We start from the raw sequence: 17,509 nt of genomic DNA on the forward strand, positions 1-17,509 counted from the left end.
GGAGCGGCGAAACAATCGCCCACTCCTCGTCACTCAAATCATAGCGCGCCATCTTCGCCTCCTGGCTCAAACGCCCACGCCAAGAGTGAATCATGCGTCGCTCAATCTGAGAATCCCCGAATTGGGTACAGACTCTAGTCGCCGAAGCTTCCAGCCGGTCCCGGGAAGACGACCGGGGTTTCCGAACCGTCCGTCGCAACCGCGCTGACGCCGAAATAATAATTGTCGATCACGACATTCTCGAGCGTGTACTCGCCCACCCGGCCGACAAACCGGCTCCATTGCCATTGCGGCTGATCGGTCAGGCGCCAATGGACGCGATAGCCGGCCAGATTTCCCGCGGCCTCGCCCTCGGCCATATCCCAGCGCAGCGTCGTCGAAGGCTGCACAGCCCCTTCGATCTCGACATTCGCCGGGAAAGGCGGCGCGCCGGCCATCTGGGCCATCACGGCGATATTCAGCGCGGTCAGCTTGGCGGCATGGCCCGCATCCACGCCGTCCATCGTATCGCCATAGACGCGGCCGTCCTCGGTGCGCAGATCCTGGTGCTGGCGGTCATAATGCTCGTTCGTCTCCATGATCCGAACGCCCGGCATGCCCGCCTCGTTGAAGGGGCGGTGATGCCCGCCTCGGCCGAACCGGTCTAGCCGGTAGACCATCATAACATCGAGATTGGGAATGTACTGGTCGGCCGTGCGATCGACGAAGCGGGCCAGGTTACGCGAGGGGCTGTCGACCTCGCCGCCGGTGAAACGGCGCTGGCGGGCCTCTTCCTCGGTCTCCACATAACGCGTCCCTTCGGAGAAGACCCGCGCCGTGGTGTTGTCGATCACGCCATTGATCCCGGCAATGTTGGAGATCATGTCATTGTTCAGCACGCCCTTGATGCGCCAGCCCTGCTCCAGCGCATGGGCCGCGACGATGCGCCCGCCGAACAGGCCCTGCTCCTCGCCCGACAGGCCGGCATAGATGATCGAACCGGCAAACTCGTGCTGCGACAGCACGCGGGCCGCCTCGATGACACCGGCCATGCCGGAGGCATTGTCATTGGCGCCGGGGCTGTCGGATGTGCCGTCGAGCGGATCGGAGACCCGGCTGTCGATATCACCGGACATCATCACGAAACGGTCCGGGTCCAGCGTGCCGCGCTGGATGGCGATCACGGAGACGACCTCGGTCGGTTCAGGAATACGACGCTCGCCGGAGATTGTGTCGGAGACGTAGATGACCTCGAGACATCCCCCGCACTCGGCCGAGATGCGCTCGAATTCGTCATGGATCCAGCGGCGGGCGGCACCGATGCCGCGCGTATCGCTTTGCGTTTCCGACAGCGTGTGACGGGTACCGAAATCCACCAGGGTCTGGATATCCTGCCCGATCCGGTCGGCAGAGACTGCCGCAACATAATCGTGCACGGCGAGGACTTCAGCCGGCGGCGCGTGCTCCTGGGCCAGCACCGGCATGGACAGGAGCGCCGCCGCGGCAGCAGAGGTCAGAATACGCATGAAAGACTCCCCAATTCGTCTTGCCGCCAGTGTGGCGGCGATGCCGCGCGGGTCAAGCGAACTGGGGAGCGCGTTGAGCAATAATCTTGCTCGGACCTAGGGCACCAGCACGACCTTGCCGATCGCCTTGCGGCCGGAGAGCGAATTGAAGGCGTCGAGGAAGTCCTCGATCTTGTAGGTGCCCGCCACATAAGGCTTGATCTTGCCTGCTTCGAACATGTCGAAGAGCTCCTGCATGTTCTTGCGGTGCTCATGCGGCATCGCGCCGGCCCAGGCGCCCCAGAACACGCCGACCACACTCGCTACCTTCAGGAGCGGCAGGTTGAGCGGGAGTTTCGGGATATCGCCGGCCGCAAATCCGATCACCAGATGCTTGCCGCCGAAGGCGATGCCACGGAAAGCCGCTTCGGTATATTCGCCGCCGACCGGGTCGTAGATCACATCCACACCCTTGCCGCCGGTCAGTTCCTTGATGCGGGCCTTCAGGTCCTCGGTGGAGTAGTTGATCAGCTCGTCCGCACCGTGCTCCTTGCACACGGCCAGCTTCTCGTCCGAGGAAGCTGCGGCGATCACCTTCGCGCCCATCGCCTTGCCCAGCTCCACCGTCGCCAGGCCGACACCACCGGCAGCGCCGAGCACGAGGAGCGTCTGGCCCGGCTTCAGCTCGGCCCGCTGCTTCAGCGCGTGATAGGAGGTGCCGTAGACGATGGTCAGGCCGGCCGCCGCCTCGAACGGCATGCTGTCGGGGATCTTCGTCAGCGCGGGCGCCGGCAGGACGGCCTCGGCCGCAAAGGCGCCGGTCGGCGTGTTGAACATCACGCGGTCGCCGACCGCGAAACCGTCGACGCCCTCGCCCAGCTCGCGGATCACACCGGCACCTTCCGTACCGGGAACGAAGGGCAGTTCGGGTTTGAACTGGTACTGACCCCGCACACACAACAGGTCCGGGAAGTTGAGACCGCCCGCCTTCACATCGACCAGGACATGGCCCGGCTTGAGTTCCGGCGTGTCGATCTCCTCGACCTTCATGTTCGCTTCGGGTCCGAATTCGCGGCACAGGAGCGCTTTCATGGATGTCCTCCCCGGACTTGCGTGTGTGAGTTTGAAACCTAACCGAGCTTCACGCCGTGATAGGCGGCCGCCTTGGTCAGGAATTTGATCGTCTGTTCGCCGCCGGCCTGGAATTCCTTCTGGGCGGCAGGGTCCTTGATGGCATCGAACTGCGCCGCGACATTTTCCGGCGTCAGCTCTTCCGGCGGCAGGTAGATGCCGTCGGTCTCGTAGATTTTCGTCGCGGCGAAACCGCCGGCGCCGGCGCACAGTATGGTGCGCGAGGGACCGTCTTCGGATACGAGGTAGACGAGGCCCGTCGACACGGTTTCCGGCTTCATCAGCTCGAGCGCGGCCGGCGGCAGCAGGCCTTCGGTCATGCGCGTGGCTGCGGTCGGTGCCAGGCAGTTGACGCGGATGTCGTATTTCTGACCTTCCAGATGCAGCGTGTTCATGAACCCCACGACGGCCATCTTGGCGGCGCCATAGTTGGACTGTCCGAAATTGCCGTAGAGGCCGGACGAGGACGAGGTCATCGCGATACGGCCGTAATTCTGCTCGCGCATGATGTCCCAGACGGCCTTGGTGCAGACGACAGAGCCCATCAGATGCACATCGACCACGGTCTGGAAGTCGGCAATGTCCATCTTGGCGAAGGATTTGTCGCGCAGGATGCCGGCATTGTTCACCAGCACGTCGACCCGGCCCCAGCTGTCCATGGCCTGCTTGACCATGTCCGCGACCTCATCGGCCTTGGTGACATTGGCGGTGTGCGAGATCGCCTCGCCACCCGCAGCGCGGATCTCGTTGGCCACGTCTTCGGCGGCCGAACCCGTGCCCGTACCATCCACCGAACCGCCCAGATCATTGACCACCACCTTGGCACCGCGTGCCGCCAGCGCCATGGCGTGGCAACGTCCCAGACCCAGGCCGGCGCCGGTGACAATGGCCACACGGCCGTCATAACGAATCTCACTCATAACCAGTCTCTTCTCTTGAACGTGTCCGGATCAGCCGACGATCTGCAGGGTCAGCCAGTGCGCCATCAGGGCCGGCTTCTCCTCGCCCTCGATCTCGACGGTGACAGCGTATTTCAGCATCCATTGCCCCGGATTGCGCTCGGTCGCGTCTTCCAGGACGAAACGGCCGCGGATCTTCTTTCCGGCCCGCACGGGCTGCAGGAAGCGCACCTTGTCGAAGCCGTAATTGATGCCCATCGCGATACCGTCGAGCACCAGCGTCGTGTTGGCGGCGAGCGCGGACAGCATGGACAGCGACAGGAAGCCGTGGGCGATGGTGCCACCGAACGGTGTTTCCTTCGCGGCCCGCTCCGGGTCGATATGGATGAATTGATGGTCTTCGGTCACATCGGCGAAGACATCGATGCGCGACTGGTCGATCTCGATCCAGTCGGACACACCGATTTCCTGTCCGATATGGTCCTTCAGCGTGTCGGCCTTGATCACCGGCATCAGGCAGTCTCCTCGTCGCTCAGCAGCATTTTGCGCAGGCCCGGCTTGTCGATCTTGCTCGTGCCGCCACGCGGCAGCGGGCCGTCCATGCGCCAGATGCGATCGGGCAGCTTGAAGGCTGCCAGGTGCGGTTTCAGGAAGTCGATAATGTCCTGGTCGGACAGGTTCGCCCCGTCACGCAGCAGGAGCGCCGCGCCGACGCGCTCGCCCAGGCGCTCGTCGGGAATACCGATCACGGCCGCTTCCAGAATGTCCGGATGCTTGGCCAGAGCGCCTTCGACCTCGAGGCAGGACACATTCTCGCCGCCGCGGATCACCATGTCCTTGATGCGGTCGACGATGAACAGGAAGCCGTCCTCGTCGATGATCCCGACATCGCCGGTCTTGAACCAGCGGTCCTCGGTCAGCACGGCCGCCGTGGCTTCCGGCTGGTTGAGATAACCGCGGAACACCGCCGGCGACTTGATCCACACCTCGCCCGGCTCGCCGGTCGGGGTCTCGTTGCCGGATTCGTCGACCGTCTTGATGAAGGTCACGGCCGGCAGCGGCAGACCGCAGGAGCCCGGCTTGGCCTGGTATTCCGAATAGCCGTTATACGTGCCCAGTGCATTGGTCTCGGTGAGACCGTAGCCGGACGACGACCAGGCTTTCGGGAAGACCTGGTTGATCTTCTCGACATGCGCCTCGGGACGTTTGGCACCGCCCGTGCCCATGCCCTGCAGCGTGTCCAGCGTGACGCCGCGGCGCTCGGCCTCCAGCGTCAGCTCGTGCGACATGGTCGGCACGCCCACCATGTCGGTCAGCTTCTCGCGCTGGATGATCTCGACCGCTTCGCCCGCATCCCATTTGCGCATCAACACCATCTTGCGGCCGGAGAAGAGCGACAGCAGGAAAACGGCGTGTGAGCCGGTGCAGTGGAAGAGCGGCAGGCACACCAGCACACCCGGATCGCCCTCGGTGAAGTCCTCGTCATTATTGGCCAGGCGCAGGGATGCACCGAGCAGCGCAAAGGACAGGATCGTCGTCACAGCTCCGCGATGGGTGAGCACGGCGCCCTTGGGCGAGCCCGTTGATCCCGAGGTATAGAAAATGGCGAAGTCGCTGTCCGGATCGATGGCGATGGCCGGCGGCTCCTGCCCTGCCCAGGCCGCGACCATGGCGTCGAACGTGTCGGCGACATCGTCGAGCTCACCACGGCCGGCAATCAGTGTGAGGCCCAGGCTCGCCTGGTGCGGCCGCAGCCGCTCGATCTGCCGCGCCCCGGCAATGACGATCTTGGCCCCGCAATCGGACAGGCCGAAACCCATCTCTTCGCTGGTCCACCAGCCATTGAGCGGCACCACGACACCACCGGCGGCGATGACGCCGAGAAAGGCCGCCATCCATTCCGGCGAATTGCGCATCGCCAGGGCGATGCGCGTGCCGGGCGTCACGCCGTGACGCTGGATCAGCGCGTTGGCAAAGGCCACGGAGCGGCCGACCAGTTCGCCGAAGGTCCAGCGCTGATCCTCGAAGATCACGCCTTCCTTCTCGGCGTGCTCCATTGCCTTCATCAGCAGGAAGCGCAGATCGCCAGGTGCATTCACATAGGCCGGCTGGCGAACACCGAGAATTTCGGTTTCACCAACATTGAGGACTTCCTCGGCCTGGGTGATCTGGCGGGCAATCGCTTCCAGCTGCGCGCGGGCGGGCGCCTGCTTGCGCTGAGCCATGATCAGCCCTCCAGGGTTTCGTTGACGTAGCGCTTGAGCTCCTTGCGGGCGATGACCATGCGGTGCACCGCGTCCGGACCGTCAGCGAAGCGCAGCGTGCGCAGACCGGTGAACATCATGGCCAGCGGCGTGTCCTGGGAGATACCCGTACCACCATGCATCTGCATGGCTTCGTCGACGGTATCGAGGGCCACACGCGGTGCGATGACCTTGATCTGGGAGATCCACGGCGCGGCCGCGCGCGGGTCGCCCTGGTCCATCATCCAGGCCGCCTTGAGGCAAAGGAGGCGCGCCTGTTCGATCGCCATGCGGCGTTCGGCGATGATGTCACGATTGGCGCCCAGCTTGGCCAGCGGCTGGCCGAAAGCGGTGCGCGAGACCGAGCGGCGGCACAGGAGTTCCAGCGCCCGCTCGGCCTGGCCGATAGCCCGCATGCAGTGGTGGATGCGGCCCGGTCCGAGGCGCCCTTGGGAAATCTCGAACCCGCGGCCACGGCCGAGGATCAGCGCATCCTTGGGCACGCGGACATTGGTGAACTTGATATGCATGTGGCCGTGCGGCGCATCGTCATGGCCGAACACCGTCATCGGACGCAGGATCTCGATACCCGGCAGGCCGGCCTCGACGAGGAATTGCGAATGGCGGCCGTGACGCGGGGCATCATCACCCTCGGTCTTGGTCATCAGGACATAGACCGAACAGCGCGGATCGCCGGCGCCGGAGGCCCAGTATTTCTCGCCATTGAGCACCCATTCATCGCCATCCAGCTCGGCCTTGAAGGCGATATTGGTGGCGTCCGAGGAGGCGACATCCGGCTCGGTCATCAGATAGGCCGAGCGGATCTTGCCCTCGAGCAGCGGCTCCAGCCATTTCTTCTTCTGCTCGGCATTCCCGTAGCGCTCGATGACTTCCATATTGCCGGTGTCCGGCGCGGAGCAGTTGAAAGTCTCGGCGGCCAGGTGGGACCAGCCCATTTCCTCGGCGAGATAGGCATACTCGACCGTGCTGAGGCCGTAGCCGCGATCCGAACCCGTCAGCCAGAAATTCCACAGGCCGCGCTCGCGCGCCTTTACCTTGAGGCTTTCCAGGATCTCGGTCTGGCGGTCGGTAAAGGCGAAACGGTCGCCCGCCTTGCCGATCTCTGCGTGATACTCCGCTTCCAGCGGCATCACCTCGTCGCGAATCATCGCGCGAACCTGTTCCACCAGCGGGCGTACCCGCTCCGTCATACCCAGATCCATCATTACTCCCCTTTATCGTCCTGGCTGTTGTCGTTTCTCGTTGAATTGTCAGACCGGCCGGCCGCGCTCGGCAACCATCATCCGGCGGAATTTCCGCATCCCGCCGAGCCAGCGGTCACGCTGGGTTGCGCGGGCAGCCTCATAACCGGCGACACTGGCGTGCGGCAGGGCGAGGAAGCGCTTCTCCTCGATCGCCGCGATCGCCTCGGCCGCGACATCGGACGGCTCAACGACGCCGTCGGCGCCAGCAATACCACCGTCCGAGGAATTCTCGCCCAGCATAGCCGTACGGACCGCCTGCGGGCAGACACAGACCACCTGCAGCCCGTCATCGCCATGGGTGATCGCCAGGCTCTCCGCGAAGGAGACGGCGGCGTGCTTGCTGGCCGTGTAGGAGGACGCCCCGATCTGGGCGAGCAGGCCGGCCGCCGAGGCGACCAGGATGAACACGCCGCCGCCGCGCGGTTTCATGCGCGGCCAGACCTGGCGCGCACCGCGCACGGCGCCCATCACATTGACCTCGAAACTGTCCAGCCAGTCCTTGTCCGACGCGCCTGCCGCATCCCAGCTGGGCGCATCGGCGCGCAGGATGCCGGCATTGGAGACATAGATATCGACCGGTCCGAGCTCGGCCTCGGTGCGGTCGAGAAAGGCCGCGATATCGGCCTCCTTGGTTACATCGACCGTCGCGCCGATCCCGCCGAAGGCCTGGGCCGCCTCTTCAGCGCCCTGGAGATCGGCGAGCGCGATCTTTGCGCCGCGGGCATGGAAGGCTTGCGCCATGGCGAGGCCGATGCCGCGCGCACCACCGGTGATCGCGACAACCTTGTTCGTGTAGTCCATCTTGTCCTCCCGGTGGACCGGCCTCAATACTTCCGCATGCGGGCAAACTTGTCAGCGTGGTAATTGGCATCACCGTAGAGCGCCTCGGCCACGCGGACCCGCTTCATGTAGAAGCCGATGTCGAACTCGTCGGTCATGCCCATGCCGCCATGCATCTGCACGCCCTCACGCGCCGCCAGCTGGGCGACCTGGCCCAGCTTGGCCTTGGCTGCGCTGACCATCATGGCGGCATGATCCGGCGCGGCATCGAGCGTCTGCAGGGCTTTCAGCACGATCGACTTGCCCAGCTCGACCTCGGAATAGAGGTGTGCCGCGCGGTGCTGCAACGCCTGAAACGTGCCGATGATCTGGCCGAACTGCTTGCGCTCTTTCAGATAGCCGACCGTGCTGTCGAGGCATTGCTGGGCAGAGCCCGACATCTCGGCCGACAGACCGGCACGGCCCGCGTCCAGAACCGCTTCCAGCGCGCCCAGACCATTGTCGACCTCACCCAGAACGGCGTCGGCCGTCACCTCGACATTGTCGAGCACGATGTCGGCGGCATGACGGCTGTCGACCGTATCCTTGCGCTCCACCGTGACACCGGCGGCATCCCGCGGCACCAGGAAGAGCGTGATGCCCTCGGCCTCGTTTTCGCTGCCACCGGTCCGGGCGGACACGATCAGCATGTCGGCGACATGACCTTCGGCAACGAAAGTCTTGCGGCCGTTCAGCTTGAAACCATTGCCCGAACGCTCGGCCGAGACCGCCACGCCGGACGGGTTGTGCTTGCGGCCTTCGTCGGCGGCGAGTGCGGTGATCGCCTCGCCGGCCGCGATCCGCGGCAGCCATTCCGATTTCTGACCGTCGGATCCGAAACGCGACAGCGCGGTCGCGCCCATGATGGCGGTCGAGATATAGGGCGACGCCGTCAGCGTGCGGCCCATTTCCTCGGCGATCACGCCGGCGGCGACATGACCCATTTCCACGCCGCCATGGGCTTCGGGCACCAGAACACCCGTCCAGCCCATTTCCGCCATGTCGGCCCACGTCTTGCGGTCAAATCCGTCTTCCGAGCCGCTGTCGCGCAGCTTGCGCAGCTGACTCACCGGCGCACTCGTCGAGAGATAACCCCGGGCGGCATCCTTCAGCATGCCGGCTTCTTCATTCAGCACCATGGCCATGATGTTTTACTCCTTGGGTGCCCGGCTCAAGCAGACGGCAGTTCGAGAATGCGCTTGGCGATGATGTTGAGCTGCACTTCCGACGTGCCGCCCTCGATGGAATTACCCTTGGACCGCAGCCACATGCGGGCAACGTCATCGTCGGCATCCCATTCCAGGCCGGTCGAACCGGCGCTGTCCATCATCAGCTCCATGCGGCGCTTGTTCAGCTCGGTGCCATAGTATTTCAGCATCGAGGAATTGGCGCCGACGCCCTGCCCCGCCTTGGCCTCGTCAGCCACCCGTTCCATGGTCGACATGAAGGCCAGACCGTCGATCTCGGCCCGCACCACATCGGCCCGCAGGATCGGATCGGCCAGCATTCCATGCTCGTTCAGCCCGATCTGCTGCACCGCGACATCGCCCATCGGGCGCATCGCGCCTGAGCCCATGCCGCCAATCATCTCGCGCTCATGGGTCAGGAGATATTTGGCGACGGACCAGCCCTTGTTCAGCTCGCCGACGAGATTGTGCTTCTCGGCCCGGGCATCGTCGAAGAAGGTCTCGCAGAAGGGCGACTTGCCCGAGATCAGCTTGATCGGCTTGGTCGTCACGCCCGGTTGATCCATGTCGACGAGAATGAAGGAGATGCCTTCGTGCTTGGACGCCTGGAAGTCGGTTCTCACGAGCACGAAGATCCAGTCGGCCTTGTCGGCATAGGAGGTCCAGATCTTCTGGCCATTGACCAGATAATGGTCGCCCTTGTCCTCGCACTTGGTCATCAGCGCGGCGAGGTCGGAGCCGGCATTCGGCTCGGAATAGCCCTGAGCCCAGCGGATCTCGCCGCGGGCGATCTTCGGCAGGTGTTCCAGCTTCTGCTCGTGCGTGCCGTATTTCAGAAGTGCCGGGCCGAGCATCCAGATCCCGAAGGACTGAACCGGTGCACGGGCACCGATCTTGCGCATTTCCTCGCGCAGCACCTTGGCGTGCGCCTTGTCGAGACCGCCCCCGCCATATTCCACAGGCCATTCCGGCACCGTCCAGCCTTTTTCGGCCATCCGGTCAAGCCACAGTTTTTGCGGTTCGGTGAAGTTGAACGTCCTGCCGCCCCAGACGACGTCTTCCTCGTCCTGGATGGGCTGGCGCATTTCCTCGGGACAATTGGCTTCGAGCCAATCCCTCACATCGGCACGGAAGGCGTCTAGATCGGCCATGCTCTCCCCTTTATCGATCATTTTCGAGCATTCGGTATGATGCACTTGCGAAGACGTTAGCGCCCTTGCAGCAACGCGTCCATGGGGCTGTGCGGCGATTTCAGGGGAAAATTGGTCGCAGGCCAGCTCTTATGCGGGTGCGAAACCGGATACGAAAAAGCCCCGGCCGTGTGGCCGGGGCTTCCGTTCAGCGATGGGACCCGCCCTAAGCAAATTGCGGCGCAATCTGCAGATTCTTGGCCAGGCCGAGCCGGTGCAGGACCAGCAGCATGGTGCCGTTATAGTCGACAATCCGGTTCCAGATGCCCTTGCGCGGCAGGTGCAGCGCGGATTGCGGGAATTCGTGGTGATGGTCATGCAGGGCCTCGCCGCCGGTCAGCAGGGCCAGCAGATAGTCGACCCATTTGGGCGTTTGCATGTGACCGAACACGTTCACGCCCAGCGTCGTGGCGTGGAACTGGATCGCCCGGCCGATCACGGCACTGGCGTGCAGCAGCGCGGTGAGAATCAGCGAACCGCCGCTCAGCGCAACGATGAGATAGATGATCGCGGGAATGATCAGGTGCATCACCAGCGACAGGGTGATGTGGAAACGGTCGGCGAAACGCACGACCGCGTTTTCCTTGAGCCACAGCGGCATCGGCCGGGCGAGATCCTTCTCGTCGCGCCACAGGATCCAGCCGACCCAGGCCCAGGCCTTGCTTTCGAGCGGATTGTGCGGATCGCCCGGCTTGTCGGCAAAACGGTGATGCTGGGAGTGATAGTTCACCCAGTCCTTCAGGGAGCCCTGCATCGCCAGGATGCAGTTGAACATGATGATCACCTGGGCCGGCCATTTGATCTCGCCGGCGCGGTGCTGCCAGATCCGGTGCAGCGGGCCGATGCCCTGGTTGCACAAGAAGATCGACAGACCGATCACGGCCAGGCAAAGCGGCGCATACCACCAGTGCAGGGTCAGCCCGTTCAGCGCCAGGCCGAGCACGACCATGGTGATCATCATCGCCACGCCGAGTGCGGGATAGATGAAGGCGGAAAAGGCGCTGGCCCAGTTCAGGGTACGCCAGGATTTCAGGATGGCCTCGGAACGCGAAAGGATCCGCTGGTCAAGATTCATGGGGTCTACTCATCGATAAATGGGGCCCCCGGAGGGACTCGTCGCGAGGAATGTCCGCATTGCGGGGCGCCGGGTCAATCTCGGAATGCCCGCAGTACGGTTTTCAATTATTGCTCCGTGGTCGGCAGATGGACGTGGAAAGCTGCGCCCTCACCCGGCCGCCCCTCGGCCCAGATGCGTCCGCCATGACGCTCGGCGATACGCTGGCAAAGGGCCAGACCGACCCCGGTACCGGGATAATCGCCGCGTGAATGCAAACGGGTGAATATCTCGAAAATGCGCGTCGCATGCTCGGGCGGAAACCCGATGCCATTGTCGCGAACGCTCAGGACGGCATTCCCGGCTTCGTCATTCACCAGCGACAATTCGATCCGCTGCGGCCGCTTCGGGTCGCGGTATTTCACCGCATTGCCGATAAGGTTGGCGAGGAGCTGGCGCATCAGCACCGGATCGGCCACCAGCCGTCCCGGCAGGTCCCAACAGATTGTGCCGCCGGTTTCGGCCAGCGCGAGCTCGAAATCGCTGGCCACGTCCAGAACCAGCTTTTCCATGTCCAGTACCTGCATGGCCATTGCGACATGAGAGGAGCGCGAATAGCTCAGCAGATCCTGGATCAGCTTCTGCATCCGCCCGGCGCCGTCGATCATCGTGTCGAGCAGTTTGTGGCCGCGGGCGTCGAGCCGGTCGGAATAGTCGCGATGCAGAAGATCGCCGAAGGCGCGAACCTTGCGCAGAGGTTCCTGCAGATCGTGCGAAGCGACATAGGCAAAGCGCTCCAGCTCGGCATTGGAGGCTTTCAGCGCCTCGGCATGCGCGGCGGCCATCTCCTCGGCGGCGCGGCGATCCGTGATGTCATGGGCCGAGCCTGCCAACCGGACCGGCCGGCCGTCCGCTCCGCGCAGCGAATCACCATGTGCATGCACCCAGATGCTGCGGCCATCCGGCCGGTTCATGCGATGTTCGACATCGAACGGCACCGGTTCCGCGAAATGCCGCACGATCGCGGCCTGGACTGCCGCTTCATCATCCGGATGAACATGAGAAAGGAAACGGTCCAGGGACATGGTCGTCATGGCGGCGTCCAGCCCCATGATCTCGAGAAAGCGCGACGACAGCGCCACCTCACCACGCCGCACGTCGAGATACCAGAAGCCGGCATTCGAGCCCCGCATGGCCAGATCATACCGCTCGTCCGCCCGCCGCAATGCGACATGCTGGCCGATCAGGGCCACGGCGGTTTCGAACACGCCCAGCTCGACGGTGCTGCAGCCTCCGGCGCGCGCTTCGGGCGAGACCAGGCAGACCGTTCCGTGCACCCGGCCGCCGGCCAGCAGGCGCGCGCCGATATACGTCGACAACCCGTCAACCGGCAGGCGCGCCAGCACGGCTTCGTCATTCGGCCGCGTCAGCACGACGGGCCGGTCGCTTTGCATGGATTGCTCGCACGGTGCGCCGGCAATCGGCACGGTAGCGCCCGCGGCTATCCCGCCAGCCTCGCCCGCGACCGCCTCGACCGTTGCAATTCCGTTGAAAATCTCGCTGACAAAGCCGGCCTGGACCCCGAAATAGTCCACAGTGCGCGTCAAAAGGCGCCGAACAGCGAGATCATGATCCCGGCCGGCATCCGCACTGTCTTTTACAAGCGCCAGAACCAGTTCCTGCGCTTGCGCAAGCGCTTCGGCCGGCAGGCCCGTCTTGAACTCTGTCATAACACTATCCCGGCAGGTCCGGGACCCGCCGTACTTCCTTGCCCATCAACAAGATAGCAAACGGGAATGAAAACAGAAGCAGTGTTGAGTGATGCTTTATTAGGTCGTGTGTAGCGAACCGTCGCGCACGCGTACCGGATGCGGGATCCCTTCAAAAAAGAATACTTCTTCGTCCGATTTATCGTTTCTCGGGATAGACCCGCCAGCATTCTTACGTTTTCGTAAGGATACTCTTTGTTCGATTCCTGTGGGGGCGATATGAAAGGTGGATTGCTGCTTCTGGCCGGAACTGTCGGCGCCGCCGCAATGGCGCTAAGTTTTCCGCAATCCGTACGCGACGATGTCGCGGCGCGTACAACGGTGCCGGATCACGTCTACCTTGAAGCCGAGCGGCAACTGGCCCTGTTCGTCAAATGGGCTCGCAGCGAAGACGACCGCCCTGCCCAGAACGATCACCCCGATCGGGATGTCTGGTTGAACCAGGACACCACGGGACGGGACGTCAGCTAGTTGGCGTCAGCCGCCGCAGCGTCCTGCGCTTCCGCTTCCCGAATGCGCGTTTCAAGCATTGACCGGTAGCCCGCGTCTTCCGGCGCCTCGTCCAGCATTGTCTGCCATGCCCGGATGGCTTCCTCCCGCGCGCCATCCTGATAGCGCGCCTCGGCCAGGAAAAAGCGGGCGCGGACATCCTGCGGATCGATATCGAGCGCCCGCGAAAACGCCTCGCGCGCGCGCGGCGACATCTCGCCCCCTTCGGCAAACAGATAGGCCTGGCCCAGGGATGCGAACAGATAGGCACTGTCCGGAGCCCCGTTGATCGCATTCTCGAAGGCAATCGCGGCTTCGTCGAACCGTCCGAGCGTGAGATAGGCCTGCCCCAGCACCGCCCAGCCACGCGGATCGTCCGGATTGGCCATCAGGTCGGCGGCGAGTGCATCCACCTCATCCAGCACGGCCTGCATCTCGTCCGGAATGTCCGCCATCGGCGCCGGCGCAGCCGGGCCTGTGAGTTGTGGCGAGCCGATCTGCATGTAGATCAGCACCGCCCCCATGACCGTGGCCATGCTGGCGATGATGATCGCGAGACGCAGCCGCGGACTGGGCTGTGCGGCCACCTCGCCGGTACGTTCCAGCGCGGCCTGTTCGCGGCGGCGGATGTCGAGCTCTGCAGCGCGCGCTTCGCCGGGCTCGACCAGGCCGAGATCCACATCCCGGCGCAACTCCTCGCGCTGGCCGGAAAACACGCTCAGTCCGGACGCCGCATCCATGGTGTCGCGCCGCATGACCGGCAGGATCAGGCCCAGCGCCACCAGCGTGGCGATCACGGCAATCAGCAACCAGATCATGACAGGCCCTCCTCGTCGGAGAGCGCGCGGGCGCGGGCCTCATCGCCCTCGCCCGTATCGTCACCGGCCATCATTGTGCGGCGCTGACCGCGCACAAACACGAGGATGGCGATCCCGCCGCCAGCAAGCACGACCAAGGGGAACAGCCAGAGCGCGATCGTATTGCCCTGCACCGGCGGCAGCATCAGCACATAATCGCCGTAGCGGTCCTGCAGATAGGCCTTCACCTCGGCATCGCTGTCACCCGCCAGCAGACGCTCGCGCACCACGGCGCGCAGGTCGGCGGCGAGCGGCGCGTTGGAATCGTCGATGCTCTGGCTCTGGCAGACCACGCAGCGCAGCTGGTCGTAGAGCGCCCGTGCGCGGGCTTCCAGCCGGGCGTCTTCCATACGCTCTTCCGGCCCCGGCGATGCAAGGGCGCTGCCGGCCAGCATCAGCCCGGCGAGCATGGCGGCAAGCATCTGCCTCATGGCATGTCCTCCGCCTGCAGGTGTTCGACGAGCGGCAGCAACGTGCGGTCCCAGACCTCTTCCGTGATCACCCCGACATGGCGGTAGCGCACGCGCCCGGCCCGGTCGATGATGAAGGTTTCCGGCGCGCCCGTGATGCCCAGATCGATCGCCACACGACCCTCGGCATCATTGCCGATGCGGACATAGGGATTGCCGTTGCGCTCGAGCCAGCGCGTGCCGGCGCCCGGCGGGTCCTTCCAGTCGATGCCGTAGATCGGCACAATGCCCGAGCGGCTGATCTGCATCAGCATCGGGTGCTCGATCGCACAGGGCGGACACCAGGAACCGAATACGTTCAGCAGGCTCACCTCGCCCGCCAGGTCCGCACTTGCCAGCCCCACCTCATGGCCCTGGATCGGCGGCAGGTCGAAAGCCGGCAGTTCGCGATCGATCAGCTGGGACGGAATCTCGCCCGGATTCTCGCGCAGTCCGAGGGCGAAATAGGCCGCCATCACGGCGAACAGGGCGAGCGGCAGGAAAAGGAAAAGCCGGTTCATGACATCGCCCCCCTGGCAGCATCGGTCGTGTCCGCCGCCTTGCGCGCAGTCAGGGCGCGCCGGCCGCGATCCGCGATCGACAACACACCGCCCAGGGTCAGGATCGCCGAGCCGATCCACAGCCACATCGCGAAGGGGTAGATGTAGACATGTACCGGCCAGCCGCGCTCGCGCGACGGCTCGCCGAAGGAGATGTAGAGATCGCCGGTGCCGCGCGTGCGGATGGCGCTCTCGGTCGTCGACATCTGGCGCACCGGATAGAAGCGGCGCTCGGCCACCAGCTCGCCCAGATCGCGCTGGCCGCGGGAAATGGCAAAACGCCCCTCCTCGGCCACATAATTCGCGCCGTCAAAGCGGCGGACATCGTCGAGCTCGACCGTATAGCCGGCGATCTGCAGGCTCTGGCCCGGCATCAGGAAGGCGCTCGTCTCCTGCTTCCAGGCGCTGACGCCGGTAATGGCAAAGACCGTGATGGCGAGACCGAAATGCGCCACCGCCATGCCCCAGATACCCAGCGGCAGGTTTATCGCCCGGGACAGCGAGGCTTTCAGCGGGATGTCGCCGAGCTTGAGGCGCTGGGCGATGTCGATCAGCACGCCAATCCCCACCCACACGGCCAGCGCCGTGCCCAGCGCGCCGGCGATCCGCGTGCGGTCAGCGATCCACAGCGCCAGCACGCCCGCTGCGAGGGCCGCCGCGAGGGCCGGCATCAGCTTGCGCAAAACCGGTTTCAGCTTGCCGCGCTTCCAGGCCAGCATGCCGGACACCGGAACCAGGATGAACAGCACGCCCATCATCGGGTTGAAGGTAGCGTTGAAGAAGGGCGCACCGACGGTGATCGTCTCGTCCGAGACGGTCGTGATGAACAACGGATAGAACGTACCGAAGAAGACCAGCGCACAGGCCGCACCGATGAAGAGATTATTGATCAGCAGCGTGCTTTCGCGGCTGACTTCGGAGAACACGCCGGTCGGCTTGAGATGCGAGGCCCGCAGCCCGTAAAGCGCCAGCGACCCGCCGATCACCGCGATCAGAATGCCCAGGATGAAGACGCCGCGCTCCGGGTCGACCGCGAAGGCGTGGACCGAGGTCAGCACGCCGGACCGCACCAGAAAGGTGCCGGCCAGCGACAGGGAGAACGTCATCAACGCCAGCAGGATCGTCCAGGCTTTCAGCGTGTCGCGCTTTTCCATCACACGCAGGGAATGGATGAAGGCCGTGCCGGCCAGCCAGGGCATCAGCGAGGCGTTCTCGACCGGATCCCAGGCCCACCAGCCGCCCCAGCCCAGCTCGTAATAGGCCCAGGCCGCGCCCAGCGCGATACCGACCGTCAGGAAGCTCCAGGCCGCCAGCGCCCAGGGCCGCACGATCCGCGCCCAGCGCGCATCAACCCGTCCCTCGATCAGGGCCGCCACGGCGAAGGAGAAGGTGATCGAGAAGCCGACATAGCCGGCATAGAGCATGGGCGGGTGCGAGGCGAGACCGGGGTCCTGCAACAGCGGATTGAGGTCCTGCCCGTTCACCGGTGACGGCCAGAGCCGCGCGAACGGGTTCGACGTGAACAGCAGAAACGCCGTGAACGCCGCCGTCACCAGCGACTGGACCGCGAAGGTCAGCGAGACCAGTCGCGCTTCGACCGGTTTGGCCGACAGGGCCAGAGCCGCCGTGTAGGCCGTCAGGATCAGGCCCCAGAGCAGCATCGAGCCCTCGTGATTCCCCCAGACGCCGGTCAGCTTGTAGAGGAAGGGCTTGTCGGTATGGGAATTCTCCGCGACCACCAGGGCAGAAAAGTCCGACACGGCAAACAGCACGGTCAGACAGGCAAAGGCCGTCAGCATCAGCACGAATTGCGCGATCGATCCGGCGCGCGCGAAACCGTGAATGGCCGGGTCTGCGGTGCGCAGCCCGATGAAAGTCAGGACGGATTGGGCCAGCGCCACGGCAAAGGCCAGGATCAGGGCAAACTGCCCGAGTTCAGCAATCATGCCGGGGAGGTGTTACAGACCGCGCCAAAGGTCAAGGTTCACGGTGTCGCAGGGGTGGCGCGAAATGCCCACAATGGTTCCTTGCGAGCCGTAGCCGCGGAGAGTCCGGAAAAGGAAATCCTCCGACGCGCGCATTGCCATGCAGGACACACAATACTAAACTAACC

General features: G+C 64.5%; 16 protein-coding genes. 1 reads left to right on the forward strand and 15 read right to left on the reverse strand.

The annotated features are described in order from the left end of the window. Positions 1 to 134: 134 nt before the first annotated feature. The 11 genes from ABJO18_RS11310 to ABJO18_RS11360 form a co-directional block, all read right to left on the reverse strand. Positions 135 to 1,505, reverse strand: a complete 1,371-nt coding sequence (locus tag ABJO18_RS11310) for a M28 family metallopeptidase (RefSeq protein WP_348509613.1) — start codon at positions 1,503 to 1,505, stop codon at positions 135 to 137. A 96-nt stretch (positions 1,506 to 1,601) separates the two neighbouring features. Then, positions 1,602 to 2,576, reverse strand: a complete 975-nt coding sequence (locus tag ABJO18_RS11315) for an NADPH:quinone oxidoreductase family protein (protein ID WP_348509612.1) — start codon at positions 2,574 to 2,576, stop codon at positions 1,602 to 1,604. Positions 2,577 to 2,614: 38 nt separating this feature from the next. Further along, entirely contained in the window at positions 2,615 to 3,535 is a 921-nt protein-coding gene (locus tag ABJO18_RS11320; protein WP_348509611.1) for an SDR family NAD(P)-dependent oxidoreductase, read from the reverse strand. Positions 3,536 to 3,565: 30 nt separating this feature from the next. Then, the gene (locus ABJO18_RS11325) at positions 3,566 to 4,027 is read right to left on the reverse strand and encodes a MaoC family dehydratase (RefSeq protein ID WP_348509610.1); all 462 of its coding nucleotides are present in this window, start codon (positions 4,025 to 4,027) and stop codon (positions 3,566 to 3,568) included. Further along, complete coding sequence (locus ABJO18_RS11330) at positions 4,027 to 5,739, reverse strand: class I adenylate-forming enzyme family protein (protein WP_348509609.1); 1,713 nt, start codon at positions 5,737 to 5,739, stop codon at positions 4,027 to 4,029. Before ABJO18_RS11330 ends, ABJO18_RS11325 begins: the two co-directional genes overlap by 1 nt. A 2-nt stretch (positions 5,740 to 5,741) precedes the next feature. Further along, positions 5,742 to 6,980, reverse strand: coding sequence for an acyl-CoA dehydrogenase family protein (locus tag ABJO18_RS11335; RefSeq protein WP_348509614.1), 1,239 nt, complete (start codon positions 6,978 to 6,980; stop codon positions 5,742 to 5,744). A gap of 48 nt (positions 6,981 to 7,028) precedes the next feature. Further along, positions 7,029 to 7,823 carry an SDR family NAD(P)-dependent oxidoreductase gene (locus ABJO18_RS11340; RefSeq protein ID WP_271185460.1) on the reverse strand — a complete coding sequence of 265 codons (795 nt, stop codon included), beginning with the start codon at positions 7,821 to 7,823 and terminating at the stop codon, positions 7,029 to 7,031. Between the two features lie 23 nt (positions 7,824 to 7,846). After that, the gene (locus ABJO18_RS11345) at positions 7,847 to 8,986 is read right to left on the reverse strand and encodes an acyl-CoA dehydrogenase family protein (protein WP_348509608.1); all 1,140 of its coding nucleotides are present in this window, start codon (positions 8,984 to 8,986) and stop codon (positions 7,847 to 7,849) included. 26 nt (positions 8,987 to 9,012) lie between these two features. Next, a complete protein-coding gene (locus tag ABJO18_RS11350) occupies positions 9,013 to 10,179 on the reverse strand; it encodes an acyl-CoA dehydrogenase family protein (protein ID WP_348509607.1) in 1,167 nt (388 codons plus the stop codon). A 205-nt stretch (positions 10,180 to 10,384) separates the two neighbouring features. After that, positions 10,385 to 11,293, reverse strand: coding sequence for an acyl-CoA desaturase (locus ABJO18_RS11355; RefSeq protein ID WP_348509606.1), 909 nt, complete (start codon positions 11,291 to 11,293; stop codon positions 10,385 to 10,387). A gap of 107 nt (positions 11,294 to 11,400) precedes the next feature. Further along, positions 11,401 to 13,002: an ATP-binding protein gene (locus tag ABJO18_RS11360; protein WP_348509605.1), complete on the reverse strand. Its 1,602-nt coding sequence runs from the start codon at positions 13,000 to 13,002 to the stop codon at positions 11,401 to 11,403. Positions 13,003 to 13,260: 258 nt separating this feature from the next. Between ABJO18_RS11360 and ABJO18_RS11365 the strand changes: the two genes are divergently transcribed. After that, positions 13,261 to 13,512, forward strand: coding sequence for a hypothetical protein (locus ABJO18_RS11365; RefSeq protein ID WP_348509604.1), 252 nt, complete (start codon positions 13,261 to 13,263; stop codon positions 13,510 to 13,512). Here the strand turns inward: ABJO18_RS11365 and ccmI are convergent. The 4 genes from ccmI to ABJO18_RS11385 are packed head-to-tail and all read right to left on the reverse strand — an operon-like array spanning position 13,509 to position 17,342. After that, positions 13,509 to 14,348 (reverse strand): c-type cytochrome biogenesis protein CcmI, encoded by an 840-nt coding sequence (gene ccmI / locus ABJO18_RS11370; RefSeq protein WP_348509603.1) that lies wholly within the window; start codon positions 14,346 to 14,348, stop codon positions 13,509 to 13,511. The two genes, ABJO18_RS11365 and ccmI, sit on opposite strands and share 4 nt — an antisense overlap. Then, the gene (locus ABJO18_RS11375) at positions 14,345 to 14,818 is read right to left on the reverse strand and encodes a cytochrome c-type biogenesis protein (protein WP_348509602.1); all 474 of its coding nucleotides are present in this window, start codon (positions 14,816 to 14,818) and stop codon (positions 14,345 to 14,347) included. Before ABJO18_RS11375 ends, ccmI begins: the two co-directional genes overlap by 4 nt. Beyond that, positions 14,815 to 15,357 (reverse strand): DsbE family thiol:disulfide interchange protein, encoded by a 543-nt coding sequence (locus ABJO18_RS11380; RefSeq protein WP_348509601.1) that lies wholly within the window; start codon positions 15,355 to 15,357, stop codon positions 14,815 to 14,817. The genes ABJO18_RS11375 and ABJO18_RS11380 overlap by 4 nt, the downstream gene beginning before the upstream one ends. Next, complete coding sequence (locus tag ABJO18_RS11385; protein ID WP_348515911.1) at positions 15,354 to 17,342, reverse strand: heme lyase CcmF/NrfE family subunit; 1,989 nt, start codon at positions 17,340 to 17,342, stop codon at positions 15,354 to 15,356. The genes ABJO18_RS11380 and ABJO18_RS11385 overlap by 4 nt, the downstream gene beginning before the upstream one ends. Between the last annotated feature and the right edge of the window lie 167 nt (positions 17,343 to 17,509).

It is taken from the genome of Maricaulis sp., from assembly GCF_039978735.1.
GTDB lineage: Bacteria > Pseudomonadota > Alphaproteobacteria > Caulobacterales > Maricaulaceae > Maricaulis.